21 protein-coding genes and 1 tRNA gene are annotated in these 25,238 nt (G+C 60.5%); 6 read left to right on the top strand and 16 right to left on the bottom strand.

Features of this window, described 5'->3' with window-relative positions; all coding sequences use genetic code 11:
• From PHF15_RS10615 to PHF15_RS10575, 9 genes are all read right to left on the bottom strand, one after another.
• Positions 1–426: OB-fold nucleic acid binding domain-containing protein (locus PHF15_RS10615; protein WP_300120993.1), on the bottom strand; the 426-nt coding region annotated here is incomplete at its 3' end.
• Positions 427–477: 51 nt separating this feature from the next.
• The gene (locus PHF15_RS10610; protein WP_300120991.1) at positions 478–1,116 is read right to left on the bottom strand and encodes a DUF502 domain-containing protein; all 639 of its coding nucleotides are present in this window, start codon (positions 1,114–1,116) and stop codon (positions 478–480) included.
• A 23-nt stretch (positions 1,117–1,139) separates the two neighbouring features.
• The gene (locus PHF15_RS10605) at positions 1,140–1,457 is read right to left on the bottom strand and encodes an FmdB family zinc ribbon protein (protein ID WP_300120989.1); all 318 of its coding nucleotides are present in this window, start codon (positions 1,455–1,457) and stop codon (positions 1,140–1,142) included.
• An 85-nt stretch (positions 1,458–1,542) separates the two neighbouring features.
• Entirely contained in the window at positions 1,543–3,111 is a 1,569-nt protein-coding gene (ubiB, locus tag PHF15_RS10600) for a ubiquinone biosynthesis regulatory protein kinase UbiB (protein ID WP_300120987.1), read from the bottom strand.
• On the bottom strand, positions 3,108–3,659 hold the full coding sequence (locus tag PHF15_RS10595; RefSeq protein WP_300120986.1) for a hypothetical protein: 552 nt from the start codon (positions 3,657–3,659) through the stop codon (positions 3,108–3,110). Before PHF15_RS10595 ends, ubiB begins: the two co-directional genes overlap by 4 nt.
• A gap of 35 nt (positions 3,660–3,694) precedes the next feature.
• Positions 3,695–4,675 (bottom strand): TIM44-like domain-containing protein, encoded by a 981-nt coding sequence (locus PHF15_RS10590; protein ID WP_300120984.1) that lies wholly within the window; start codon positions 4,673–4,675, stop codon positions 3,695–3,697.
• Between the two features lie 61 nt (positions 4,676–4,736).
• Positions 4,737–5,468: a bifunctional demethylmenaquinone methyltransferase/2-methoxy-6-polyprenyl-1,4-benzoquinol methylase UbiE gene (gene ubiE, locus PHF15_RS10585; protein ID WP_300120983.1), complete on the bottom strand. Its 732-nt coding sequence runs from the start codon at positions 5,466–5,468 to the stop codon at positions 4,737–4,739.
• A 155-nt stretch (positions 5,469–5,623) separates the two neighbouring features.
• Positions 5,624–6,034, bottom strand: coding sequence for a DUF971 domain-containing protein (locus PHF15_RS10580; RefSeq protein ID WP_300120982.1), 411 nt, complete (start codon positions 6,032–6,034; stop codon positions 5,624–5,626).
• Positions 6,035–6,066: 32 nt separating this feature from the next.
• A complete protein-coding gene (locus tag PHF15_RS10575) occupies positions 6,067–9,963 on the bottom strand; it encodes an FAD/FMN-binding oxidoreductase (RefSeq protein WP_300120981.1) in 3,897 nt (1,298 codons plus the stop codon).
• Between the two features lie 205 nt (positions 9,964–10,168).
• Between PHF15_RS10575 and PHF15_RS10570 the strand changes: the two genes are divergently transcribed.
• The 3 genes from PHF15_RS10570 to PHF15_RS10560 all read left to right on the top strand — a co-directional run bounded on the left by PHF15_RS10570 (position 10,169) and on the right by PHF15_RS10560 (position 14,158).
• On the top strand, positions 10,169–11,539 hold the full coding sequence (locus PHF15_RS10570; protein WP_300120979.1) for a hypothetical protein: 1,371 nt from the start codon (positions 10,169–10,171) through the stop codon (positions 11,537–11,539).
• Positions 11,540–11,679: 140 nt separating this feature from the next.
• Positions 11,680–12,177 (top strand): FecR domain-containing protein, encoded by a 498-nt coding sequence (locus tag PHF15_RS10565; RefSeq protein WP_300120977.1) that lies wholly within the window; start codon positions 11,680–11,682, stop codon positions 12,175–12,177.
• 31 nt (positions 12,178–12,208) lie between these two features.
• A complete protein-coding gene (locus tag PHF15_RS10560; protein WP_300120975.1) occupies positions 12,209–14,158 on the top strand; it encodes a TolC family outer membrane protein in 1,950 nt (649 codons plus the stop codon).
• Between the two features lie 16 nt (positions 14,159–14,174).
• Here PHF15_RS10560 and PHF15_RS10555 read toward each other — a convergent pair whose 3' ends face one another.
• The 5 genes from PHF15_RS10555 to hrcA form a co-directional block, all read right to left on the bottom strand.
• Positions 14,175–16,343 carry an adenylate/guanylate cyclase domain-containing protein gene (locus tag PHF15_RS10555; RefSeq protein ID WP_300120973.1) on the bottom strand — a complete coding sequence of 723 codons (2,169 nt, stop codon included), beginning with the start codon at positions 16,341–16,343 and terminating at the stop codon, positions 14,175–14,177.
• A 118-nt stretch (positions 16,344–16,461) separates the two neighbouring features.
• Positions 16,462–17,769: a glycerate kinase gene (locus PHF15_RS10550; RefSeq protein WP_300120972.1), complete on the bottom strand. Its 1,308-nt coding sequence runs from the start codon at positions 17,767–17,769 to the stop codon at positions 16,462–16,464.
• A gap of 7 nt (positions 17,770–17,776) precedes the next feature.
• Positions 17,777–18,559: a type I 3-dehydroquinate dehydratase gene (gene aroD / locus PHF15_RS10545; RefSeq protein WP_300120970.1), complete on the bottom strand. Its 783-nt coding sequence runs from the start codon at positions 18,557–18,559 to the stop codon at positions 17,777–17,779.
• Between the two features lie 76 nt (positions 18,560–18,635).
• Positions 18,636–18,712, bottom strand: a tRNA-Ile gene (locus tag PHF15_RS10540).
• Between the two features lie 34 nt (positions 18,713–18,746).
• Positions 18,747–19,751 (bottom strand): heat-inducible transcriptional repressor HrcA, encoded by a 1,005-nt coding sequence (gene hrcA / locus PHF15_RS10535; protein ID WP_300120968.1) that lies wholly within the window; start codon positions 19,749–19,751, stop codon positions 18,747–18,749.
• Positions 19,752–19,779: 28 nt separating this feature from the next.
• On the opposite strand from hrcA, the gene PHF15_RS10530 reads away from it, so the two are divergent.
• Genes PHF15_RS10530 through rapZ form a run of 3 tightly spaced genes read left to right on the top strand, consistent with a single transcriptional unit; the run spans position 19,780 to position 23,225 of the window.
• A complete protein-coding gene (locus tag PHF15_RS10530) occupies positions 19,780–20,682 on the top strand; it encodes an NAD kinase (RefSeq protein WP_300120967.1) in 903 nt (300 codons plus the stop codon).
• Positions 20,679–22,331, top strand: a complete 1,653-nt coding sequence (recN, locus tag PHF15_RS10525; RefSeq protein WP_300120965.1) for a DNA repair protein RecN — start codon at positions 20,679–20,681, stop codon at positions 22,329–22,331. The genes PHF15_RS10530 and recN overlap by 4 nt, the downstream gene beginning before the upstream one ends.
• A gap of 6 nt (positions 22,332–22,337) precedes the next feature.
• A complete protein-coding gene (gene rapZ / locus PHF15_RS10520; protein ID WP_300120963.1) occupies positions 22,338–23,225 on the top strand; it encodes an RNase adapter RapZ in 888 nt (295 codons plus the stop codon).
• A gap of 107 nt (positions 23,226–23,332) precedes the next feature.
• Here the strand turns inward: rapZ and mutY are convergent, their stop codons facing one another.
• Together mutY and mutM are read right to left on the bottom strand one after the other, a co-directional pair.
• Positions 23,333–24,361 carry an A/G-specific adenine glycosylase gene (mutY, locus tag PHF15_RS10515; protein ID WP_300120961.1) on the bottom strand — a complete coding sequence of 343 codons (1,029 nt, stop codon included), beginning with the start codon at positions 24,359–24,361 and terminating at the stop codon, positions 23,333–23,335.
• Between the two features lie 24 nt (positions 24,362–24,385).
• Positions 24,386–25,201: a bifunctional DNA-formamidopyrimidine glycosylase/DNA-(apurinic or apyrimidinic site) lyase gene (gene mutM, locus PHF15_RS10510; RefSeq protein ID WP_300120959.1), complete on the bottom strand. Its 816-nt coding sequence runs from the start codon at positions 25,199–25,201 to the stop codon at positions 24,386–24,388.
• Positions 25,202–25,238: the final 37 nt, after the last annotated feature.

Below are 25,238 nucleotides of genomic sequence, written 5' to 3'. Positions count from 1 at the left end.
CATCAGGTTGTCTTGCATGTAGGGACGGCGCAGATCCAGCACCCGGTGCGTCAGGCGCGTGGTTTCGCTGAGGTTTTCCTCCTCGAGTTGGAACGGCGGTGTGACAGATGGATTGAGCACCTTGAGCTCGTGGCACAGCACTTCGATCTTGCCGCTCTTCAAGTTGCTGTTCACCGTGCCGTCGGGGCGCGCCCGCACCAGGCCTTTGACCTGAATGCAAAACTCGTTGCGCAAGTCTTCGGCCACACCAAACATCTCGGCACGGTCCGGGTCGCAAACGACCTGCACGTAGCCTTCCCGGTCGCGCACATCGACAAAAATCACACCGCCGTGGTCACGCCGACGGTTGACCCAACCACATAGGGACACGGTTTGGCCCATCAGGGCCTCAGTGACCAATCCACAATAGTGAGAGCGCATCGCCATAAAACTGCTTTCTAAAGCCACCTCGAAGAAGTGGCGGGTTTATCAAAAAAATTATTTGGTTACCGCACCCGACGCGATCGGCGCCACCGACCCCATCGAAATCACATAGGTCAGCGCTTCATCGACACTCATCTTGAGCTCGATCACATCGCTGCGCGGCAACATCAGAAAAAATCCGCTGGTGGGGTTGGGTGTGGTGGGCACATAGACACTGACAAAGTCAGGCCCCAGGTGCAGGGCCACCTCGCCGGCCGGTGTGCCGGTCTGAAACGCAATGGTCCAGGCGCCAGGGCGCGGGTACTGTACCAGCAAGGCGGTGCGAAAGGCATTGCCGTTGCTGGAAAACAGCGTGTCTGACACCTTCTTGACGCTGTTGTAAATCGTCTTGAACACCGGAATATTGGTCTGAATACGATGCCACTGCACCAACCACCAGCGCCCCGCCACATTGGACACCAGCGCGCCAGTGAGCAACAGCCCGCCAAAAACCAGGATGACACCGAGCCCCGGAATATGCTTGAAGTACTCCAGCATGGTCATCAGGGACGCGGGCATTACCGCCTGCAACACGGTCACGAAGCCGATAAAAATGCCGTCAAGCAACTCCATCAACCACAACAACACGCCGAAGGTGATGGCCGTCGGCAACCAGACCAGCAGGCCCGTCAACAGGTATTTTTTAAACGGCACGGGGGCTTTCCAGGAAATTCGATTCAACCGTGACAGGCACAACCGGTACCGCAGGCGGCTGATGCTGGCGCAGCGTCAGCTTTGGCCGTGGGGCTGGCCGTTTCGGCAGCTGCCAGTGGTGCGGCAGCTGCGGGTGCAGTCGCGGTGGCAGCTGCGCCGCCGCCCTTGAAATCGGTGGCGTACCAGCCAGAACCCTTGAGTTGGAAGCCCGCGGCCGTTAGCTGCTTGGCAAAGCTGGCCTGGCCGCACGCGGGGCACTCCGTGAGCACCGGATCAGACATTTTTTGCAACACGTCCCTGGCAAAGCCACAGGCGTTGCATTTGTAGGCATAAATTGGCATGGTGTTCAGACTTGAGTGAAGGAGTCGCAAAGCCTGAGATTATAAAGTCGCACCCCGGCAACCCTCGCGCAACGGGTGCGGCCGCTTAAAAAACCCGCACTCGCGCCAGGATCTGCATCACGATCAGACCCAGCACAAAGCCGATGCCGCCGTAGATGATGGCTTGCAACAGCTTGTTCGTCCGTTTTTGCTCAGCCAGTAATGCCTGCAGTTCCAGCGAATTGGTCTTGGAATGCGCCTGTTGCAAAAAGTCAAACAAGAGGCGCGGCAATTCAGGCAGCATCTTGGCGTAGCGCGGCGCTTCATTGCGTAATTCCTTCAACAATTTTTTGGGGCCAACCTGGTCCACCATCCATTTCTCAAGGAAGGGCTTGGCGGTATGCCACAAGTCCAGTTCGGGATCGAGCTGGCGCCCCAGACCTTCAATGTTGAGCAGTGTCTTTTGCAGCAGCACCAGCTGCGGCTGAATTTCGACCTGGAAACGGCGCGAAGTCTGGAACAGCCGCATCAGGATCATGCCCAGAGAAATCTCTTTCAGCGGCCGATCAAAGTAAGGCTCGCAGACCGCTCGCACGGCGGCTTCGAGCTCGTCCACCCGAGTGGCTGAAGGCACCCAGCCCGATTCAATGTGCAGTTCGGCCACGCGCTTGTAGTCACGGCGAAAAAACGCAATGAAGTTCTGCGCCAGGTATTCCTTGTCACCTTCGGTCAGCGTGCCGACAATGCCGAAGTCGAGCGAAATATAGCGGCCAAAGGTGGCCGGATCCAGACTCACCTGAATGTTGCCGGGGTGCATGTCGGCATGGAAGAATCCGTCGCGAAACACCTGGGTAAAAAAAATGGTGACGCCATCGCGCGCCAGCTTCGGGATGTCAACCCCGGCAGCAATCAGGCGCTCGACTTGGTTGATCGGCGCACCCTTCATGCGCTCCATCACGATCACCTCGGGCATGCAGTAATCCCAGTACATCTCGGGAATCAGCACCAGTTCGAGGTCAGCCATGTTACGGCGCAGTTGCGCCGCGCTCGACGCCTCGCGCACCAGATCGAGCTCGTCATGCAGGTATTTGTCGAACTCGGCCACCACCTCCAGGGGCTTGAGGCGCTTGCCATCGCCTGAAAAGCTTTCGACCCAGCCAGCCATCATGCGCAACAGGTCCAGGTCTTTGTCGATTACCTTCAACATGCCCGGTCGCAACACCTTGACGGCGACATCCTGGGGCATGCCCTGCCTGTCCTTGAGTACCGCAAAATGCACTTGCGCAATAGAAGCGCTGGCCACCGGCTGGCGCTCGAAAGAGACAAAAATATCGTCCACTGGCTTCCCGAAAGCGCGCTCGATGATGCTGATGGCCACCTCGCTGGGGAATGGCGGCACGCGGTCCTGCAGCATGGCCAACTCATCGGCAATGTCAACCGGAAGCAAATCGCGCCGCGTGGACAACACCTGGCCAAACTTGACAAAAATGGGTCCCAAGCTCTCCAGGGTCTGACGGATGCGCTGACCGCGGGGAGCGTCTAGCTTGCGCCCCAGAGTCAACAGCCGGGCAATGCGCAACAGCCAGGGTTTCTTGAAGCTGGTGAGCACCAGCTCATCCAGGCCATTGCGCAACATCACCCAAAGGATGAAGGCGCCTCGAAAAATATTGGTCATTTAGCCGACTTGCCGGGCGCAAACGCTGCTGCTTTGGCCAAAAATTCACGCAGGCTTGTGCTCATGGTCTGGGCCATCTGGGCCAGGGTGTGGGCCGGCACGTCGCCGATGATGCGCGCCAGATCTTCTTCCATGTCCCAGCGCACATGCTCGGCCAGCCAGTTCACCTCAGCCGCCAGTTGCACATCGCCTTCAATGCGCACCGCAGGTTTTTCGCCCTTGAAGACCGCCTGCGCAAGCGCCAGCGGCGATTCGTCAGTCACCGTCAACACCAGGTCAGGCTTGGCATCGGGGTCAGCCAGATCAAGCAAGCCCGCCGGCGTGGCGACCAGCTTGAAGTAAAACGTACGCCATTGCGCCAGCACGATCTGGTCCTTGTGGCGCGCCAACCGGGTCATGGCTTCGCTTTCCTGCATCAACACATGGTTGAGCAGCAAAACAATGCGGCGCTGGGCCTCATTGACGGCCCAGGCCGGCGGTGCAAATTTGGGGAGCGGGAGTTTTTCAGCAAAACTCTCCAAAAAAGAAAAAGGGGTCTGTGTTGCCATAGACCCCATTATTCCCTGAAATCGGAAGCTTGAGCTTATTGCAGGGCCTGAACCCCTGCCACCAGCCAGCCACTGCGACCGTTTTTGGGCTTGATCATGTTCCAGACTTCGCGGAACGGGCTGGGGCTAGCCGAAGGCTCTTCCCGAATCACCCCGGTGAACTCGACGCTCGCCAGATAATCGTCCCCGAGGTCTTCAATGCCGAGCAAATGCGCCTCGATCATCACGACTTCGGTCTGATTGATGGGTCCGCCCGTATGGACTTCGCGTTCGGCCAGTTGCGCCTGAATTTCCTTGAGCATGGTGTCGGTCATCATGACGCGCAGCGCCGGGATGTCCGACTTGTCCCAGGCCGCCTGCAGCGAGACAAAATTGGACTTCGCCGCCTGCAAAAACCCGTCGGAATCAAAACCAGCCGGAATGCCCCAGGTTTGTGAACCCGACAGGCCGGAACCGATCATGGAACCTGATGCAGCAGAGGTCGAACCAGACAGGGTGCCGTCGAAGGCCGTCGCGTTGCGTTCCCAAGGGCGCGCAGACGCATCATTGCCCACGTTTTCCGGACGGTAACCGGTGGGCATGGAGGCCTCGCCAGCGGCGCCAGCGCCCTGAAATGCAAAAGGCGATGCTGCGGGCTGCAATCCCTGATTTTTGCGCCGCATGAACCAGCTCAGTGCCGCCATGATCGCCATCGCCAGCAGGGCAAACATCAGCACCTGACCCATGGCTTCACTCATACCCAGCGAACTGGCCAACCAGGCCAGGCCCAAACCCGCAGCCAAACCGCCCAACATGGCGCCCCAGGGCTTCCTGGGAGCCACCGGGGCGGTAGTCGCGGGCGATTTGGGAACCGAATTCGCGGCACCCTGCGTAGGCGCGGCGGGCGCGGCCTGGCGTTGCGTCACGTTGCTCGACTGTTTGCCAAACGACATGCCGCCGCCAAAGCGTTTGGCGGCATCGGCATGCCCTGCCACCAGCATCAGGCAAATCGTCACCATAGGAAGCCATCGTTTCATACCATCTCCAAATTTCATGAACCAATAAAAAATAATCAGGCGGCCAACACGTTGACTCAACTCAACATTTGATACCGACGTGCAAGGCTACCAGACCACCGGTCAGGTTGTGGTAATCCACGTGGCCAAAGCCATTAGCCTTCATCAGGGATTTGAGCTCTTCTTGGCTGGGGTGCATGCGAATCGACTCGGCCAGGTACTGGTAGCTGGCGGCGTCCCCAGCCACCCACTCGCCCAACTTGGGCAGCACCTTGAAGGAATACCAGTCGTAGGCTTTTCCCAACGGCTTGGCCACCTTGGAAAACTCCAGCACCAGCAATTTGCCACCGGGTTGCAACACCCGGTTCATCTCGGCGAGAGCCTGGTCCTTGTGCGTCATATTGCGCAGGCCAAACGCCACGGTGACCAGGTTGAAATGGTTGTCAGGAAACGGCAGTTTTTCAGCATCGCACACCAGCGTGGGCAATACCACACCGGCATCGACCAGGCGGTCACGGCCGGTGCGCAGCATGGCTTCATTGATGTCGGTGTGCACCACCTCGCCGCTCGAGCCCACTTTTTTTGAAAAAGCCAGGGCCAGGTCACCGGTGCCCCCCGCTATATCAAGCACCTTGTCGCCCTCATGCACGTTGGCCACCGTCACGGTGTACGCCTTCCAGAGGCGATGCAGGCCCATCGACATGAGGTCGTTCATGACATCGTATTTGGGCGCAACAGAGTCAAAAACCCCTTTGACATGGCTGGCTTTTTCAGCCTCTTCAACGGTACGGAAACCAAAATGTGTGGTGCTCATGGCAATGATGTTAATGATGAAACGCAGGGGCTCAAAGTGCTAGCCCCGAAGAACTTTGACGGACTGTGGCAAATAGCATGAAACTGCTTCCGGGGCTCACCCGCTGGGCAATGAATACTATCCATTAAATAGCTAATTCAACCCGGGGAGCCACCTCAATGACCGCAACTGCTGCCCGCTTTTTCGGCCATTGGTGCGTCACGATCCACGCCCGCCGCAGCCAGCCGTGCGTTGTAGTCGACCCACAGCTTGTCCTGCTGCGAGCCCAGAAAATAAAGATAGTCCCAAGAAAAAATACCCGTGTCATGACCATCTGAAAACGAGGGTTGCACGGCGTAGTTGCCCACGGGCTCCAGCCCTGTCAAGGTGACGTCACGCTTGCCGGTCTGCAGGGTTTCCTGGCCTGGCCCGTGACCCGCCACCTCGGCGGAAGGCGAATAGACACGCATCAACTCAAACGGGATGCGAAACCGTGCGCCGTCGTTGAAACTGATTTCAAGCACCCTCGACTGACCGTGCACCGTGATATCTGCTGGCGCCGGTGCGCCGCTTTGTAAAGCTGCCATGTTGTGTCACCTCTTAAAAATAGTCGTTGAATTCAAACCAGCACCCGCTCGATGCCACCGTCGTTGGCAACCCTGACGTAATCAGGCATCCACTGCTCGCCCAGAACCTGATTGGCCATTTCTACGACGATGTAATCAGCCTCCAGCAAGCCGTTTTGCAGGTCTTCGCCAAAGCGGCTTAATCCCTGCAGACAAGCAGGACAAGACGTCAATATCTTGATGTTGTCCTTGGCGCCCACACCGGGGATCTGGCGCAACCGTGCTTCGCCTTTCAAAATCTCTTCTTCCTTGCGAAAACGCACCTGGGTCGAGATGTCGGGCCGGTTCAGGGCCAGCGTGCCGGACTCGCCACAACAACGCTCGGACTGGATCACGTTGTCACCCAGCAAGGCCTTCACGGTCTTGAGCGGCTCCTGCAGCTTCATCGGGCTGTGGCACGGGTCGTGAAACAAAAACGCCCCGGCGTTGGCAAGCGTGATGCCTTTTTCCAGCAGGTATTCGTGGATGTCGATGATGCGGCACCCCGGGAAGATCTCTTCAAACTTGTAACCCTGCAACTGGTCATAACAGGTGCCGCAGCTCACCACCACGGTCTTGATGTCGAGATAGTTCAGCGTGTTGGCAACCCGGTGGAACAGCACCCGGTTGTCGGTGATCATTTTCTCGGCCTTGTCAAACTGGCCGCCGCCGCGCTGCGGGTAACCGCAGCACAGGTAACCCGGCGGCAGCACGGTTTGCACGCCGGCATGCCACAACATGGCCTGGGTCGCCAGACCGACCTGGCTGAACAGGCGCTCGGAGCCGCACCCCGGGAAATAAAACACCGCCTCGGTTTCGGAGGTGGTGGTTTTGGGATCGCGGATGATCGGCACGTAGTCCTTGTCCTCGATGTCGAGCAAGGCGCGCGCAGTCTTTTTGGGCAGGCCGCCGGGCAGCTTTTTGTTGATGAAGTGGATCACCTGCTCCTTGATGGGCGCCGTGCCCAGCGTGGCCGGCGGTGCCTTGGTCTGCTTGCGGCCCATCACTTTCAGCACGTCGGCAGTCATGCGCTGCGCCTTGATGGCCACGTTGACCATCACCGAGCGCGCCAGTTTGATGGTCTCGGGGTTGGTGGCGTTGAGCATGAACATGGCTGCCGACCCGGCGGGCCTGAAGGTCTTTTTGCCCATTTTGCGCAGCAGGTTGCGCATGGCCATGGACACGTCACCAAAGTCGATGTTGACCGGGCAGGGGCTCAGGCACTTGTGACACACGGTGCAGTGGTCGGCCACCTCTTCAAATTCCTGCCAGTGCTTGATGCTGACACCTCGGCGCGTTTGCTCTTCGTACAAAAAGGCTTCCACCAGCAAACTGGTAGCCAGAATCTTGTTGCGCGGGCTGTACAGCAGGTTGGCACGCGGCACATGGGTGGAACACACCGGTTTGCACTTGCCACAGCGCAGGCAGTCTTTCACGCTGTCGGCAATGGCGCCAATGTCACTCTGCTGCATGATCAGGGACTCATGCCCCATCAGGCCAAAGCTGGGGGTGTAGGCGTTGGTCAGGTCGGCATACAAGGCCGCTTGCGTCTGGTCTGCGCGCAGCAGCTTGCCCTTGTTGAAACGCCCGTCGGGATCGACTTTTGCCTTGTAGTCGGTGAACGGCTGCAGCTCAGCATCGCTCAAGAATTCCAGTTTGGTGATACCAATACCGTGTTCACCCGAGATCACGCCGTCCAGGCTGCGCGCCAGCGCCATGATGCGTTTGACCGCACCGTGGGCCGCTTGCAGCATCTCGTAGTCATCACTGTTGACCGGGATATTTGTGTGCACATTGCCGTCACCGGCGTGCATGTGTAACGCCACCCAAACGCGGCCCTTGAGCACACGCTGGTGAATGGCGTTGCACTCTTTCAGAATCGCCTCAAACGCCACGCCACTGAAAATCTGCTGCAGCGGCTGGCGGATTTGCATCTTCCAGCTGGCGCGCAGGGAATGGTCTTGCAGCTGGGGGAACAGCGGCGCGACATCGCGCAGCCAACCGGCCCACAGGGTGCGCACCTCATCCAGCAGCGCCAGCGCCTGGGCCACGCGGTCTTCCAGCAGCTCTTCGGCACTGAACTCGCTGGCATCGTCCTGCCGGCCCACAGGGAGATGACCCTGGGTAAAAAATTCTTCCAGCGCATCGCACAGCGCCAGCTTGTTGTGCAAGCTCAGCTCGATGTTGATGCGCTCAATGCCGTCGGTGTACTCGGCCATGCGCGGCAGCGGAATCACCACGTCTTCGTTGATCTTGAAGGCGTTGGTGTGGCGGCTGATGGCCGCCGTGCGCTTGCGGTCGAGCCAGAATTTCTTGCGCGCCTCGGGGCTGATGGCGACAAAGCCCTCACCGCTGCGCGAATTGGCCAGCCGCACCACCTCGCTGGTAACGCGCGCCACGTCATCGGCATCCTCGCCGGCAATGTCGCCAAACAGCACCATTTTGGGCACGCCGCCAACGCTCAAGGCGGCACCGCGCTTGCTCTTGGTGGTGTAGCCCACCGCCTTCAGGTAGCGGTCGTCCAGGTGCTCCAGCCCGGCAAGTACCACGCCCGAGCGTTTTTGCTCGGCGAACATGAAGTCCTTGATTTCGACGATTGAAGGCACGGCATCCTTGGCGTTGCCGAAAAACTCCAGGCACACGGTACGTGTGTGTTGGGGCATCTTGTGCACCACCCAGCGCGCACTGGTGATCAGGCCATCGCAACCTTCTTTTTGAATACCGGGCAGACCGCTGAGGAACTTGTCGGTCACATCCTTGCCCAGGCCTTCCTTGCGGAAGGTCTTGCCGGGAATGTCGAGCCGCTCGGTGCGAAGGGGGGTTTTGCCATCGGCCGTGAAATACTGCAGCTCGAAGCTGGCCACATCGACATCATGAATCTTGCCCATGTTGTGGTTCAGGCGCGTCACCTCCAGCCACTCGGCCTGCGGCGTCACCATGCGCCAGCTCGCCAGGTTGTCCAGCGAGGTGCCCCACAGCACGGCTTTTTTGCCACCCGCGTTCATGGCAATGTTGCCGCCAATGCACGAGGCATCGGCCGAGGTGGGATCCACCGCGAAGACAAAACCCGCGCGCTCGGCCGCATGGGCCACGCGGTTGGTCACCACGCCGGCTTCGGTCCAGACCGTGCCCACTTGATGGTCCAGCCCTGGCAGCTGGCGCATCTCGACCTCGGTCATGGCCTCCAGTTTTTCGGTGTTGATGACCACGCTTTTCCAGGTCAGCGGAATCGCGCCGCCGGTATAACCCGTGCCGCCACCACGCGGGATGATGGTCAAGCCCAGCTCGATACAACCCTTGACCAGATGCGCCATTTCGGCTTCCGAATCTGGCGTCAGCACCACAAACGGGTATTCCACGCGCCAGTCGGTGGCGTCGGTCACATGGCTGACGCGGCTCAGGCCGTCAAACTTGATGTTGTCCTTGGCTGTCAACCTGGCCAGCACTTTTTGGGCTTGGCGGCGCAGCGTGGCGGTCTCGACAAAATTGGCATCAAAGGCTTGCACGGCCTTTCCGGCGGCGGCGAGCAACTGCCCCACCAGCGCATCGCGCTCAGGGTCATCCGCAGGCGTGCGGCGTTTTTGAACTTCGCCCAAGCGGTGCTGCAAGGCTTGCACCAGCAGCACCCGGCGCTTCGGGTTGTCGAGCAGGTCGTCCTGCAGATAGGGGTTGCGCTGCACCACCCAGATGTCGCCCAGCACCTCGTACAACATGCGCGCCGAACGGCCGGTACGGCGTTCTTCTCGCAGCTTGTTGAGCCAGCCCCAGGCCGGCGCACCCAGCAGCCGAATGACAATTTCGCGATCAGAAAACGAGGTGTAGTTGTACGGAATTTCGCGGATGCGTTCGGGCACATGCTGCGCAATGGCGCCAGCAGGTATCAAGTGGCTGAGCGGTGAGGGGGCGTTCATCAAAGTGTCTGGTAGCAGCCATCGCGGGCATTTGTGGCCAGTCACAGGCGCGACTTGGCTGGGCAGGCGATGTTACCGCAGCGCAGCATTGCCCTGTTGCAGTCATGGGGAACGGGGCGCTCGTAACCGGGCCGAGGTTCGTGTTCAAATGCGCTCACTTTCGACAGCCAACAGGCTGTGCGGGTGAACCGAGGAGCAAGACCGCGTGGCTATTGCAACGATCAATCGTATTGTTATTTTGTTCGATGAGGCATTCCAGGCCTTGTCGGTCCCGGTGCCGATGCCGGAGGTCGAGCGACTGGCCATTTTGGTCCAATCAGCTATGAGTGCCAAGAAACGGGCTTTCCACACCACCAGGCATGTTTTGCACCTGAGCGAGGGCATGAAGCCGGCCCAGGTGCTGGCGGCTCTTTTCCATGATGTGGTGTATTGCCAGCTCGACGGCGGTTTATCGGCACAGACGGCCACTTTGCTCGATGGCGTCACGCATTCCGAAAATGACGCACTGATATTGCGCGAGATCGAGCCTGGGGACAAGGCGCTCGCCCTGTGTGCCGACATTTTCGGCTTCGCCCCGGGACAAATTCTGCCACCGCAAAAAGGCATGAATGAATTTCTCAGCGCCGCGTTGGCGGCTCGCGTTCTGCAGCGTTACATGAGCGAAAGGCAACTGATGGCCGTGGTCGCCTGCATCGAGATGACAATTCCCTTCAGGGCGCCCGACGAAAACGGAAAGACGGCCGCGCAGACGTTGGCGCAGCGCATCCGTGCTTGCTGCAGCCGGCACGCGGCTGAGCCGTCCCTTTCCGAACAGCAGACCGCCAACTTCGTGACGACGGTTGTCACGGATGCCGTCCTGTTTGCCAATCGCGATCTTTCCGGCTTTACCGCAGCCAACCCAGGTCGATGCTTGTCCAACACCTTGTTGCTGATCGAAGAGTCCATGCCCCATTTTGCAGCTCTTACTTTCTGCTCCATTCAGGAGTACCGGGGCGCCTTGATGCGCATGGACTCATTCTTGAAGAACCTTAATCCCGACCATGTCTGCCAAAGTTATGGCGACCAGCCCGACGCAATAACCTTGGGCGACATGGTCACAGCAGTAAAAAAGAACATTGCTTTTTCGCGCGATTATCTGGCCGCCATCCTGACCTCGATGGCCATCGTCGAGGCGCTGGCCCTGAGCTCCGGGACAGATTGTCCGATCGGTATTTTTTTGGGCGACAGGGCGCCCTCCGATGGGGAACCGGACCAGATAGAAGCTCTGTTGCCACCAGCGCCCACAGGGCAACCTGTCAACGCCGAATTGGTCACGCTGTTTGAAAATGAACACATCCTTGAATCCATCAACGACCTGACGGCATCGCCATTGACGGAATTCGTCTATCGGTCACTGGGGCACCACGGCACCCAACAGGCGATGGCGCAGGCGCAACTGATGTTTGACGGTCAAGCAACCCCGCGCGCGTTTTTGCAGACGCTGGACCGCGACATGGTACGCGCCACCGTTCGCGCTTGTGCAGAAATTGCCGTGTCGCGCAAAACGGCATTGCTGGCGCTGGAACACAGCCTGTAGGAAGCTCAACCCATCGCACCAATTCAGCTTGTTTGCCTCTTGCTGATGCACCGATATTGGGCCAAAGACCACTTTGCAAACCTGGTTTGCAAGGATGGTCAAAGTCGGATACAAACGCAGCTTTCAAGGAGCAGATAAAAATGAAGATACACCTACGGCCAGTTCTGACGGCAGTGATGGTTTTGTCGCTGACATGGGCTTCGAGCCTGTCCCAGGCCCAAGCCCAAGCCCAAGCCCAAGCCCAGGCCGAGAAGGTCGGCACGGTCAAGACTGTGACCGGCGACGCGTGGGTGATCACCACGGGGCAACGTGTCAAGGCAAAGATTGGCACCGACGTGCATCTGGGCAGCCAGCTCAAGACCGCCAAGGCGGCAAGCATGGGCGTGACGTTCAAAGACAACACCTTGATGTCCTTCGGACCCGACACTGAAATGACGGTCGATGAATATCTTTTTGCACCGGCACAGGGCCAACTCAAACTGGGCACCCGGCTCGACAAGGGCAGTCTGAACTACGTCTCCGGCCTGATCGCCAAGCTCAAGCCCGAAGCCGTCACGGTCAAGACGCCTACCGGTACCATTGGAGTGCGCGGTACGCAATTCCTGCTCAACATTGAAGAGCCTGCCAAGAGCAACTGATTCATCAAACCAAGCATTTCAGGGGGTTCCTATGATTGCCAAAGCAAAGTTGACAGCCTTGACGCTGGCCCTGCTGGCCACTTGGGGCATACAAGCCCAGCCCTTGCCAGAGGCACTGATCAAAGCCACACGCCAGGCAGTTCTGACCAATCCTGAAGTGCAGGCGCGCTGGAACGGCTTCAAGGCGGCCGGACAAGAACAAGCGACAGCACGCGCCGGTTATTTTCCCCAACTCGATTTGAAAGCTTCGGTGGGCAGGGAGAACCGCACAACCCCCACCACCAATTACGGCCGTTACAACATCAACAGCGCTCAGCTGACGCTCAACCAGATGCTGTTTGACGGCCTGTTCACTCCCAGCGAGGTCAAGCGCCTGGGCTATGCCAAACTTGTTCGCTATTACGAACTTGCAGAAATCTCCGAGACCACCGCACTGGAAGCGGTGCGCGCCTATGTTGATGTGGTGCGTTTCAAGGAACAGGTGGAAGCTGCCACACAGAATTACGCCGAGCACAAACAATCGGCCCAATTGGTCGAGGAGCGTGCCAGGGGCGGCGTAGGTCGCGGTGCCGACGTCGAACAGGCCAGCGGTCGACTGGCACTGGCCGAATCCAGCCTGCTGGCCGAACTGACCAGCCTGCACGATGCCAACACACGCTACCTGCACGTGGTCGGCGAGAAACCACCCGTCAGTCTGGCGAGACTGCCTGAACCGTTCAATCTGGGCAGCATGCCGGCCAGCACCGAGGCGCTGTTGCAGCAAGGTTTGACAGGCAGCCCGACCCTGAATGCCGCCCTGGAAAATACGCGAGCCTACCAACAGGCCGTAACCTCGCAACGAGCCGCTTTCATGCCGCGCGTGGATCTGCGAGGCTACGCGAGTCGGGACGAAAATCTGTCGGGGGACCTTGGCACGACCGAGCTCAAGGGACTCGAACTGATCCTCAACTACAACCTTTACCGCGGCGGCTCCGACAGCGCCAAAAAACACCAGGCGCAGGACCAGAAGGCCGAGGCGCGCAACCTGCAGGAAAAAGCCTGCCGAGATGTGCGCCAGACGCTGACTATCGCCTACAGCGACGTGCGCAGCCTGGCCGAGCAGCAGCGCCATCTGAATCTACACCGGCTGGCCACAGAAAAATCGCGCGAGGCCTATCGCCAGCAGTTCGACATCGGTCAGCGTACCCTGCTGGACGTGCTGGACAGCCAAAAAGAATCCTATGAAGCGAGTCGCGCCTACATCAATGCCCGCCACAACCATACGTTGGCGCAAGCGCGCACGCTGGCCGGCATGGGCAAGTTGGTGGCATCACTGGGCGTCCAGCGCGCCGACATGCCCAGCGCAGACGAGGCGGGTCAGGACCGTGACGGCATCGACCCCGCTGATTTATGCTCGCAGGAAGTGACCGTGGTGGACACGGTGGACGCCATCAAGGCCAGGTACGCGACCAAAGGCCCGGGTTCCTACGTGGTGCTGATCCCGAGTCCGGACGGCAGCGTTGGCCGGGTCCTGGTGCAGGGCAAACAGGGAGAACAGGTTTTGACCAAGGCAGGTCAGGCCGTCTCCCTGGATGGAGGTGTCCCGATTGAAGTGAGCGAGGCAAAAGTCAGGGCAGATTTCGGTTCTGCCATCGCGGCGCGTCCTCCCATCCCTGAGAAATTCATCTTCTATTTCAACCAGGGGAGCACGCAGCTGACCCAGGAATCCAGGGCGCTGCTCCCTAAAGTTCTCGATAAGGCGCGTGCGCGCCAGGCTCTTGACATCTGGCTGATCGGCCATACCGATACCAAGGCCGACGCCAGGCGCAACGATGCCCTAGGTCTCAAACGGGCGCAGGCCTTGGCCAAAAGTTTCCAAAAGCTCGGGATTAAAGACCTGACCATGACCATCGAGTCTTACGGCGAGCGCAGCCTCCAGGTTGCCACCCCTGACAACACTTCCGAACCGCTCAACCGCCGCGGTGAAGTGACGTTGCGCTGATCCGCGGCGCGGGCGTTTACTTTTCTGTCATCACGATCAGGTCGCCGGTCTGGTTGTCCTGCAAGCGGCGCAGATGCAAATGCACCAGCGGATCGGTCGGGCGCTCCTGCGCCAGTTGTTCAAAAGCGGCGCGTGCCGCGACCGGGTCCTTGTTTAAAAGAGCATAGGCAGCGGCATATTGCGGATCGACCAGCGGCGCACCCGGGATTTCCAGCCCTTCATGGATGGGTTGAAACACCATCAGCGGCTTGGACTTGCCTTTGAGCACCAGGCGTCCCACCGGGCGTGTAACCACCCCGGTGCAGCCAGACAGCGTGGCCTCCGACACGCAAACCCGCGTGCCAAGGTGCTTGTTGACGGCTTCGAGCCGGGAAGCGGTGTTGACCGGGTCGCCGAGCGCACGGTAGTCAAAGATCGTCGAACCCCCGAAGTTGCCGACAATGACTTCGCCGGTATGAATCCCGATGCGGGTGTGCCCGAATGGCACACCCTTGGCCTGTAAATCTTCCGAATATTTGGTGGCAAAGCGCTGCATGGCAAGTGCGCAACTCAAAGCGCGTTGCCGGTGATCTGGCTGGCGCACCGGTGCCGAAAACATGATGGCAACCGCGTCGCCAACGATCCGGTCCAGCGTGCCATGAAACTGGAACGCAATGGCGATCATGTCATCCAGGTACGCATTGAGCAGCGCGACTGCCTCAGCCGGATCAATCTTTTCCATCAGGGTGGTAAAACCGACCAGATCGGTAAATATGAAGCTGCATTCCTGACGCTGACCGCCGAGTTCAAGTTCTGTCGGATGATCCACGATGTAGGACACAAGATTGGGCGACACATAGCGTGAAAAGGCCTGTTTCACAAAACGCTGGCGCCGCTCACTGGAAAAATGGTGCATCAGGCTCGACAGCATGAAGGCACTGAAAATGCCAAGCGACGGCGTGACCGGATCCAGCAACAAGCGGTGGTCGATAAAGGCCACCCAGCCGCCCCAGATGATGCCCGCGATCACCGCCAGCGTGAGCAGCGCGGAGGCCAGCGCACCCGTGACCAGACCGAGAATGCCGAGTGTCATGCTGCCGATAATGATGGTCAGGGCCTCGATCGAATTGGCCCAGGCCGGCCGATAGAGGTAGCTGTCAGTGAGTACCTGCTCGAGCATCTGCGCGTGTGCCTCAACCCCCGGCATGACACCTCCGAGCGGACTGAAGCGCAGGTCCATCAAGCCCTGCGCCGACGTGCCGACCAGCAGCAGATTGCCCTGCAACTCGGCATCTGGTATTTCGTTCGCCAGAATTCTCCAGGCCGAAATAGTGCGCTCCTTGACCGGCCTGGTGTAGTGCACCCATGTTTCGCCCGCGGACGTCGTTGGCACCGTGAACTGGCCGATCTTCACCTCCGTCATGCCGACGCCCGGCGTCTCGGAGGTGCGCACCAGGTAGTTTTGCGCGCCCTGGCCAACGCGCAGCACCTCTGCCGCCAGCGACGGCACCAGCGCATCGCCCAGGCGCAGCAGCAGCGGCACGCGACGCACCACGCCATCGTTGTCTGGCACAAAAGTCATCACGCCGTTGCCCTCAGCCGCAGCGCTCAGCAGGGGCAGGGACGGCACGGCACTGGCAAACGCATGGGCAAAGGGCAAGGCCGAGTCACCCATCATCACATAGCGGTAATTCTGGGCTGGCAGGTCCGCCCCCCTGGTTCCATCGCGCTCCAGGGCAAAACCAAGCACCACACCACCCGGCTCCATGGCAGAGGCCAACAGATGGTCATGATCCGGCAGGCTGGCGATGCTGCGCCGCGTTGTGTCGGGCAGGTTCCAGATGCCCAGCATGGCTTTGGGCGAGGTGCGGTCCGGCTCGGCAAACAGCACGTCGAAGCCGATGGCGGCAGCACCCGCCTGGCGCAGGCGCTCGACCAGTTCGGCAACCCGGCTGCGCGGCCAGGGCCATTGACCGATTCTGGCAAGGCTTTCCTCATCGATATCAATGATCCGCACCGGCGCGGGCTGATAGACGCGCGGATGGACCCGCTGGTACTGGTCAAAGACGGTCTGGCGCAGGGTTTGCAACAGCGGCGGGTCGATCAACAGCATCGCGGCGCCAATGACAACGGCCAGCAGCGGCACCAGCATGTTGATGCTCAAGCCAAACCATCGACGCACTTTCCGGATCAGCCATCGGCGCATTGTTTTGATCTTTCATGCTGAAAAAATAGGGAGCGCTGACCAAGCGCTGCGCATGCCGTCGATCTGCTGCAGGTTGCAGTCAACCTTGAGCCTCGACATTTCAGGTGCCCGAGTGTACTTATTTGATCGAAAGATGGCGCTCAACCAGGATCGCCCGGAAGTCGTTGACGTTGGTCAGGGTCGGGCCGGTCACCACCGAGTCACCCAGCGCCTGGAAGAAACTGTGGGCGTCGTTGTGGTCAAGGTAAGTGCGCGGGTTCAGGCCCATTGCCCAGGCTCTGGCAATGGTGTCCGGCGTGAGCACGGCACCGGCAATTTCTTCAATGCCATCGACACCGTCGGTATCCCCGGCCAAGGCGTAAACGCCATCCAGCTTGCCCAGTGCCACCGCCAAAGCCAGTAAAAACTCCACGTTGCGCCCTCCGCGGCCAGTACCTCGCAGGTCGCGAATGGTGACCGTGGTTTCACCGCCGCTGAGCAGCACGCAAGGCACCGCAAAAGGCTGGTTGTGCAACACCACCTGGCGCGTGATGCCGGCCAGCACCTTGGCCACGTCGCGCGCCTCGCCCTCCAGGCTGTCGCCCAGAATGTAGGGCGTCAGGCCAGCCGCGCGAGCCACTTGGGCCGCCGCCTCGAGGGCGATTTGTGGTGCCGCGACCATGCGCACTTCACTGCCCTTCAGCCGTGCATCGCCGGGCTTGACGGTTTCACCTTGGCCACTCTCCAGCAGCGCACGCACCGGTGCCGAGACATCAATACGGTAGCGCGCAATGATGTCAAGCGCCTCGGCGCAGGTGGTTGAATCCGTCACGGTGGGACCTGAGGCAATGTCCATCGGTGCATCGCCCGGCACGTCCGAGATCAGCAGCGTGAGAAGTTTTGCCGGATGGCACAGTGCGCCCAACCGGCCACCTTTAAGGCTCGACAGATGGCGCCGCACGCAGTTCATTTCGGCAATGGTGGCGCCACTGGCAAGCAGCGCGCTGTTCACCGCCTGTTTGTCGGCCAGCGTCAGACCCGCGCCTGGCGCCACCAGCAGCGAGGAGCCGCCGCCCGAGATCAGGGCAACCACCAGGTCATCCGCCTTCAAACCGGTCACCAAATCAGCGATGCGTTTTGATGCCGCCAGACCTGCATCATCGGGCACCGGGTGGGACGCCTGCACGATCTCGATGCGCTGGCATGGCTGCTGGTAGCCGTAGCGCGTCACCACCAGACCTTCGAGCGGGCCCAGCCAATGGGCTTCAAGCGCCAGCGCCATGGCTGCCGACGCCTTGCCGGCGCCGATCACGATGGTGCGACCTTTGGGTGGCGGCGGCAAATGCGGCGGCAGGCACACAGCGGGCTGGGCGGCAGCAATGGCCGCGTCGAACAGGCTACGCAACACGGCGCGTGGATCAGGGATGTTGGCTTTGGGATCGGTCATGAACGGCCTACTTGTCGCCCATCGACTTCTGCACAATTGCCAGCACCGTGTTCAGGTCTTCAATGGGCACTTGGCCGGGTGCCGAACTGGCAGCGCCGACGGCAAAGGTCAGGCTTGAACCAAAGGCCCAGCCAAACAGGCGAGTGAGCGCGCCATGAGGTCCCATCGACATGCTGATAAGTGGAATGCGTCGCTTTTTGCTGGCTTCCCGGGTAGCAGTCAACAGGGTCACTACATCATCCGGATCGCGCGACATCACGGCCACCTTGGCCACATCGGCACCCAATTGCTCGGCCGTCAGAAACTTTGTTGCCAAGGTTTCGAGGTTTGGCGTAGATGAAAAATTGTGATAGGACAGTACCAGCTTGACGTCGTTGGCTTTGGCCACGGCACACACCTGCGCGATGTTGGTCGAGTCGTTGGCCATTTCATAGTCGATCAGGTCAATGCTTTTGCTCTCGCACACAGCCGTGTACATGGCAATCACCTGCGCTTCGTTGATGACTATTTTTTCGCCACCTTCGACGGTAGAGCGGCGCGTAAACAGCAAAGGGATATTGCCTGCCGCTTGCTTGATGGCCTGCGCTGCGGTGATGACTGCAGGGGTGTTGCCAATGGCTTCAAAGAAATCAACGCGCCACTCCAGTACGTCGGGCTGCTTGGGCAGCACGGTGGCCAGTTCGGTCATGAGTTGGTCCAGGGTGCGGCCCACCAGCGGGGTGCAGACCAGCGGAAACTTGCCGCCAGCAATGGGTTGACCGTGCAATTCAATGGGCCGGGATGTATGCATGTCGTGCTCTGTTCAAGATTCAGTCTGCGAGCGTCACATCAAAGCGAAATGCGTGGAACGGGTTTGATAAGTGGATTGGTGGGCCGTCACAGACTTGAACTGTGGACCAAAGGATTATGAGTCCTCTGCTCTAACCAACTGAGCTAACGGCCCGACCGAACCGCGGATTGTACGGGGCTGGAGATCGCTATTTGTGGTGGCTCAGCGCGTTGCTGACCAGTTTGGAGGTGATATCGACGATCTGGATCATGCGGTCGTACGGCATGCGGGTCGGGCCGACCACGCCCAGCGTGCCCACCACCTGGCCGTCCACCTCATAGGGCGCGCTGACGATCGACAGGTCTTCAAACGGCACCACCTTGCTTTCGCCGCCGATGAAGATGCGCACGCCTTCGGCCTGGCCGGTGACGTCGAGCAGCCGCATCAACTGGGCTTTTTGCTCGAACAGGTCGAAGGCACGGCGCAGGTGGCTCATATCGTTGGAGAAATCGCTGACCGACAGCAGGTTTTTTTCGCCCGAAATGATCACCTCGTCCTGCGCCTCGGTCATGGCCTCGGTGTTGGCCGCCACGGCGGCATTCATCAGACTGGCAATTTCCACGCGCAAGTTATCCACCTCGTTTTTCAGGCGCTCGCGCACCTGCTCGATGGCCAGTCCGACGAAATGGGTATTGAGGTAGTTCGCCGCCTCGACCAGTTGCGACTGGGTGTAGTCCACCTCGGTAAAGATCACGCGGTTTTGCACGTCGCCTTCGGGCGACACGATGATCACCAGCAGGCGCCGCTCCGACAGCCGCAGAAACTCGATGTGCCTGAACACCGAGGTGCGTCGCGGCGCAATCACCACGCCAACAAACTGCGACAGGCTCGACAACAGGTTGGCCGCGTTGGAGATGACTTTTTGCGGCTGATCATGCGCCAGGCTGGGCGTGCCGATCTGGCCACGCTGCACCGTCAACATGGTATCGACAAACAGCCGATAGCCGCGCGCCGTGGGAATGCGCCCGGCCGAGGTGTGCGGGCTGGCGATGAGGCCCAGTTCCTCCAGGTCCGACATGACATTGCGGATAGTGGCAGGCGACAGGTCCATGCCCGAGGCGCGCGACAGGGTGCGCGAGCCTACCGGCTGGCCGTCGGCAATGTAGCGCTCTACCAGCGCTTTGAGCAATAACTTGGCACGATCATCGAGCATGGTTTCATTTTAGTGATGTAATTTGCGAATGAAGTCCAAATTCCAGCATGTCGCCTTGGTCGGCAGATACCAGACCACCACCGCCAGCACCAGCGGCGCCAACTCGCGCGCAGCCCTGTTGGCAGTGGCCCGTTTTCTGGATGACCAGGGCTGCGATGTCGCGCTTGAACAGGATACCGCCCTCAACATGGGTCTCACCGACTATCCGGCCTTGAGCGTGGCGCAAATTGGCAAACAGTGTGATCTGGCACTGGTGGTGGGGGGTGACGGTACCATGCTCGGCATTGGCCGCCAAATGGCACCCTACGGTGTGCCGCTGATCGGCATCAACCAGGGGCGCCTGGGCTTTATCACGGATGTGCCCTATGGCAGTTTTGCCACCAGTCTGGCGCAAATGCTGCGCGGCGCTTACGTGGAAGACCACCGCAGCCTGATCGACGCCCAGGTGTTGCGTGACGGTGATTGCGTTTACCACGCCACGGCCATGAACGATGTAGTGGTCAACCGCGGGGCCTCCTCGGGCATGGTGGAACTGCGGGTCGAGGTGGACGGCCATTTCGTGGCCAACCAGCGCGCCGATGGCCTGATCATTGCCACGCCGACCGGCTCCACCGCTTACGCGTTGTCTTCGGGTGGGCCGCTGCTGCACCCGTCGATTCCGGGCTGGGTGATGGTGCCGATTGCGCCGCACACCCTGTCCAACCGGCCGATCGTGCTGGCCAACAGCTCCAAAATCGCCATCGAGGTCGTCTCGGGCCGGGACGCCAGCGCCAGTTTTGACACGCAGTCGTTGGCCTCCCTGATGCACGGTGACCGCATCGAGGTCACGCGCTCCAAGCACCATGTGCGTTTTTTGCACCCGCAGGGTTGGTCTTACTTCGACACTTTGCGCGAAAAACTGCACTGGAACGAGGGAGTGGCCGCAACGTGAGCCTGAAACGCCTGGTGCTGCGCGACTTTGTCATCGTCAGCGAACTCGACCTTGAATTTGGCAGCCGTTTCACCGTGTTGACGGGTGAAACCGGCGCCGGCAAATCCATTTTGATCGATGCCCTGCAGCTGGCCACCGGGGGCCGCGCCGACATCAACCTGATTCGCGAAGGGGCCAGCCGCTGCGAGGTGAGCGCCGAGTTTGACAGCACTTCCAGCGTGACGCAATGGCTGGAGGACGCCGGGTTTGAATCGGAGGCCACGCTGCTGCTGCGCCGCACGCTCGACGCCCAGGGCAAAAACCGCGCCTGGATCAACGGCAGCCCGGCCACCGCCACGCAGTTGCGCCAGCTCGGCGAGCAGTTGCTCGACATCCACGGGCAGCACGCCTGGCAAAGCCTGACGCGCCCGGACGCAATGCGCAGCCTGCTCGATGCCTATGCCCAGGTGTCAACCGCGGCAGTAGCGGAAAAATGGCACCAATGGCGCGCGGCGCAAAGCCAACTGGAACTGGCACGCGACTCGCAGGACTCGCTGCTGCGCGAGCGCGAGCGCCTGAGCTGGCAGATTGGCGAACTCGACAAGCTGGCCCCCGCGCTCGACGAGTGGCCTGCGCTCAATACCGAGCACACCCGGTTGGCCAACGCGCAGGCCCTGCTCGACGCCGCCCAGGCCGCCGCCCTGACGCTGGACGAAGACGAAGGCAACGCGATCGAGCGCATCAGCCATGCCTGCCAGCTGCTGCAGCAGCAGCAACACCTGGAACCCTATTTCAAGGAACTGGCCGAGGTGCTGTCCTCGAGCCTGGCGCAGGTGCAGGACAGCGCGCACGTCCTGCGCAGCTACTTGCGCAACACCGAACTCGACCCTCAGCGGCTCGCAGAGCTTGACGACCGCCTGGGGCTGTGGCTCTCGACAGCGCGGCGCTACAAGCGCAGCCCGCATGAGTTGCCGCAACTGCTAGCCAGCTGGCAGCAGGAAATGACACAACTTGATGCCAGCGCCGACGTGCAGGCGCTGGAAAACGCGCTGGAGGCAGCCTGGCAGGCTTATGCGAATGAAGCCCAAGGGTTGACCCGGGCACGCACCCAAAACGCGCCCAAACTGGCGCAGGCCATCACCCGCGCCATGCAGAGTCTGGGCATGCCGGGCGGGCAATTCGAGGTGGATGTGCAGCGCGCTGGCCAGGCGCTGCAAAGCGGCCTCGAAGAGGTAACGTTTCTGGCGGCGGGACACGCGGGCAGCACACCGCGAGCGGTCAACAAGGTGGCCTCCGGCGGCGAGTTGTCGCGTATCGCGCTGGCCATCTCGGTCACCACCAGCCAGCTAGGCACGGCCCAAACGCTGATTTTTGACGAGGTGGATGCCGGCGTTGGCGGCGCCGTGGCAGAAACCGTGGGGCTGTTAATGAAGCAACTTGGGCAGGACCGCCAGGTGCTGGCCGTCACGCACCTGCCGCAAGTGGCGGTTTGCGCCGACCACCATCTGGTGGTGAGCAAACAGCTACAGGGCGGTATCACCCTAAGCTCGGTCAGCGCGGTGGACAACGAGGCGCGCGTGGCAGAACTGGCGCGCATGCTGGGCGGCGAGCGCCTGTTGAACAGCACGCTGGCCCATGCGCGCGAAATGCTGCAAAGTCAGGAAAGCTAGATCAACATGAGCCTGCCAACCAACAAAATGCATCTGGTACTGATCACGGGCATGTCTGGCTCGGGCAAGTCGGTGGCGCTCAATGCGCTGGAAGACCTGGGCTTTTACTGCGTTGACAACCTGCCCCCCGAGCTCCTGCTGCCCCTGATCGAACTGGAACGCACCAACCATGCCGGCCAGCTCGCCATTGCCATGGATGTGCGCAGCGCGGGCTCCTTGCCGCTGGTTCCCAAACAACTGACCCAGCTCAAGAACCAGGGTTTGCAGGTGGACTCCATTTTTTTGGATGCCAGCACCGACACGCTGATGCGCCGTTTTTCCGAGACCCGGCGGCGCCATCCCCTGTCCAAAACCGACGCACCGAACCACGGCCAGGACCAGCACCGGGCGCTGGCCGAAGCCATTGAGCTGGAACGCGAGCTGCTGACCGAACTGCGCACCGATGCCCACGTCATCGACACCAGCATCATCCGTCCCACCCAACTGCAAAGCTACGTCAAGTCCTTCATCCGTGCCCCCGATGACCAATTGACGCTGGTGTTCGAATCGTTTGCCTTCAAACGCGGCGTGCCCAACGATGCCGACTTTGTCTTTGACGTTCGCATGCTGCCCAATCCGCATTACGAACCGGGCCTGCGCGAGCTGACCGGGCGCGACGACCCGGTGATCGAATTTTTACAAAAACAAACCGATGTGCAAGCCATGCTGGATCAGATCCATGCCTTTCTGGGCCACTGGCTGGAAGCGATGGCGCGCAACCACCGCAGCTATGTGACCGTGGCTATCGGCTGCACCGGTGGTCAGCACCGTTCGGTCTATCTGGTGGAGCAGTTGAACGTCCTGTTCGCTCCGCGCTGGAGCACGCTCAAGCGGCACCGCGAGCTGGCATCTTGATCAGTTGGGGTCAGAGCACGTCGCTACGCGAGTGGTCTGACCCTCAAAGCATCAGATGAGTTGGGTTCAGAGCACGTTGCTGCGCGAGTGGTCTGACCCGCAAAGCATCAGGACAGTAATTTCTTGATCGGCGCTGGCAAGCCGAGCCGAGCCAGTTGCGCGGCGTCAACCCATTGCCCCTCAATCGGCAGTATTTGCCGTTCCTGCAACCGGAGCAGCACCGGGTGCAAATACAGGTCTTTATGTGTCAGCACATGCTTGAACGGTGACAAGTCTTTTAGCGCTGACCCGCCGGGCTGTCCCACCACGGCTTGCAATTCCCGCCGGTCCTCGAACAAGGGCAGGCAATACAGGCCCGCCCAGACGCCGGGCGTGGGCCGCGGGCTCAGCCAGACCGCACCATCATCGGCCAGCGCCCACAACAGCCAGATCGACTGGGCGCTGCGTTTGAGTTTGCGCGTCTTGACCGGGAATTTCTCGGGCGAACCCAAAGCCTTGGCCACACAGCGCGTCGCCAGCGGGCAAGCCGGGCACGCCGGATTTTTGCTGTTGCACAGCGTCGCCCCCAAGTCCATCATGCCCTGGGTGTAGCGCGCCATATCGCGCAACACCGGCGCGGAAGGTAACAGTTGCGTGGCCAGCTCCCACAAGCGGCGCTCGTGCGCGGGCTGCGCCAGATCATCGGCAAAGCCCAGATAGCGCGTCAGCACTCGTTTGACATTGCCATCCAGAATGGCCACCCGCTCGCCAAAGCACAGCGCGGCAATGGCCGCAGCCGTAGAGCGGCCAATTCCCGGCAGGGTCTGCAATTGCTGCGCGGTGCGTGGAAAGACGCCACCGTGCAGGCTCATCACATCCTGTGCGCAGCGGTGCAGGTTGCGCGCGCGGCTGTAATAGCCCATGCCGGCCCACAGGTGCAGCACATCGTCCAGCGGCGCTTGCGCCAGCGCATGCACTTCGGGGAACCGCGCCAGAAAGCGCGCAAAGTAGGCTTGCACCGTCACCACCTGCGTTTGCTGCAGCATGATCTCCGAGAGCCAGACGCGGTACGGGTCACGCGTGTTTTGCCAGGGCAAATCGTGGCGCCCGAAAAGCGCCTGCCAGTGCACCACTTGCGATCCCAGAAAGCCGTCCATCAGAAAAATCTCACAACAAACATGTCAGGGCTTTTGGCAAGTGGCGCAATAGAAGGTGGAACGCTGGCCTTGCTTGATCAAGCGCACCGGGCTGGCACAGAGATGGCAGGGCAAACCGGCCCGGCCATAAACCATGGTCTGCAGCTGGAAATGGCCAGCCTGGCCGCTAGCGCTGGAGAAATCGCGTAGCGTGCTGCCGCCCAGGGTCACGGCTTGGCCCAACACTTTCACAATGGCCGCATGCAGGCGCGCAGCCCTGGGTCGGCTCAGCCTGGCAGCCCGCGCCGTAGGGCGAATACCCGCCAGAAACAGCGCCTCAGACGCATAGATGTTGCCAACGCCCACCACCGCCTCGCCGGCCAGTAGCACCGTCTTGATGGCGCTCTGGTGGCGCTTGAGCTGCGCCTGGAACTGCGCCACATCGAACGCATCCGACAAGGGCTCCGGTCCCAGTCGGCCCAGCAGCCTGCGCGCTTGCGGGTCGTCCAGGCTGTCAACATGCACCACGGCGCCAAAGCGGCGCGGATCGTGCAAACGCAAGGTACCAAGCGAGGTCACCAGATCAAAATGGTCGTGCACGCCCGCGGCAGGCAATACCGGGGCAAAACGCAAGCTGCCCGACATGCCCAGGTGCACCAGCACCACGCCATGATCCAGGCCGATCAATAAATACTTGCCGCGCCGCCCCACCGACAGCACCTTGCGACCGACCAGCAGTTCGGGAGCACAGCCCAGCGGCCAGCGCAGGGGTTTACCCAGACGCACTGCCTGCACGGTGGCGTTTTCAATGGCATGGGCAAAACTGCGCCGGGTGACTTCGACTTCGGGTAATTCAGGCATGGCCTTCTTCTCATCTGACAGACATGAATTATTATGA

It is taken from the genome of Rhodoferax sp. (assembly GCF_028689295.1).
Taxonomy (GTDB): Bacteria; Pseudomonadota; Gammaproteobacteria; order Burkholderiales; family Burkholderiaceae_C; genus Rhodoferax.
This window is presented reverse-complemented; position numbering and strand designations above follow the sequence as displayed.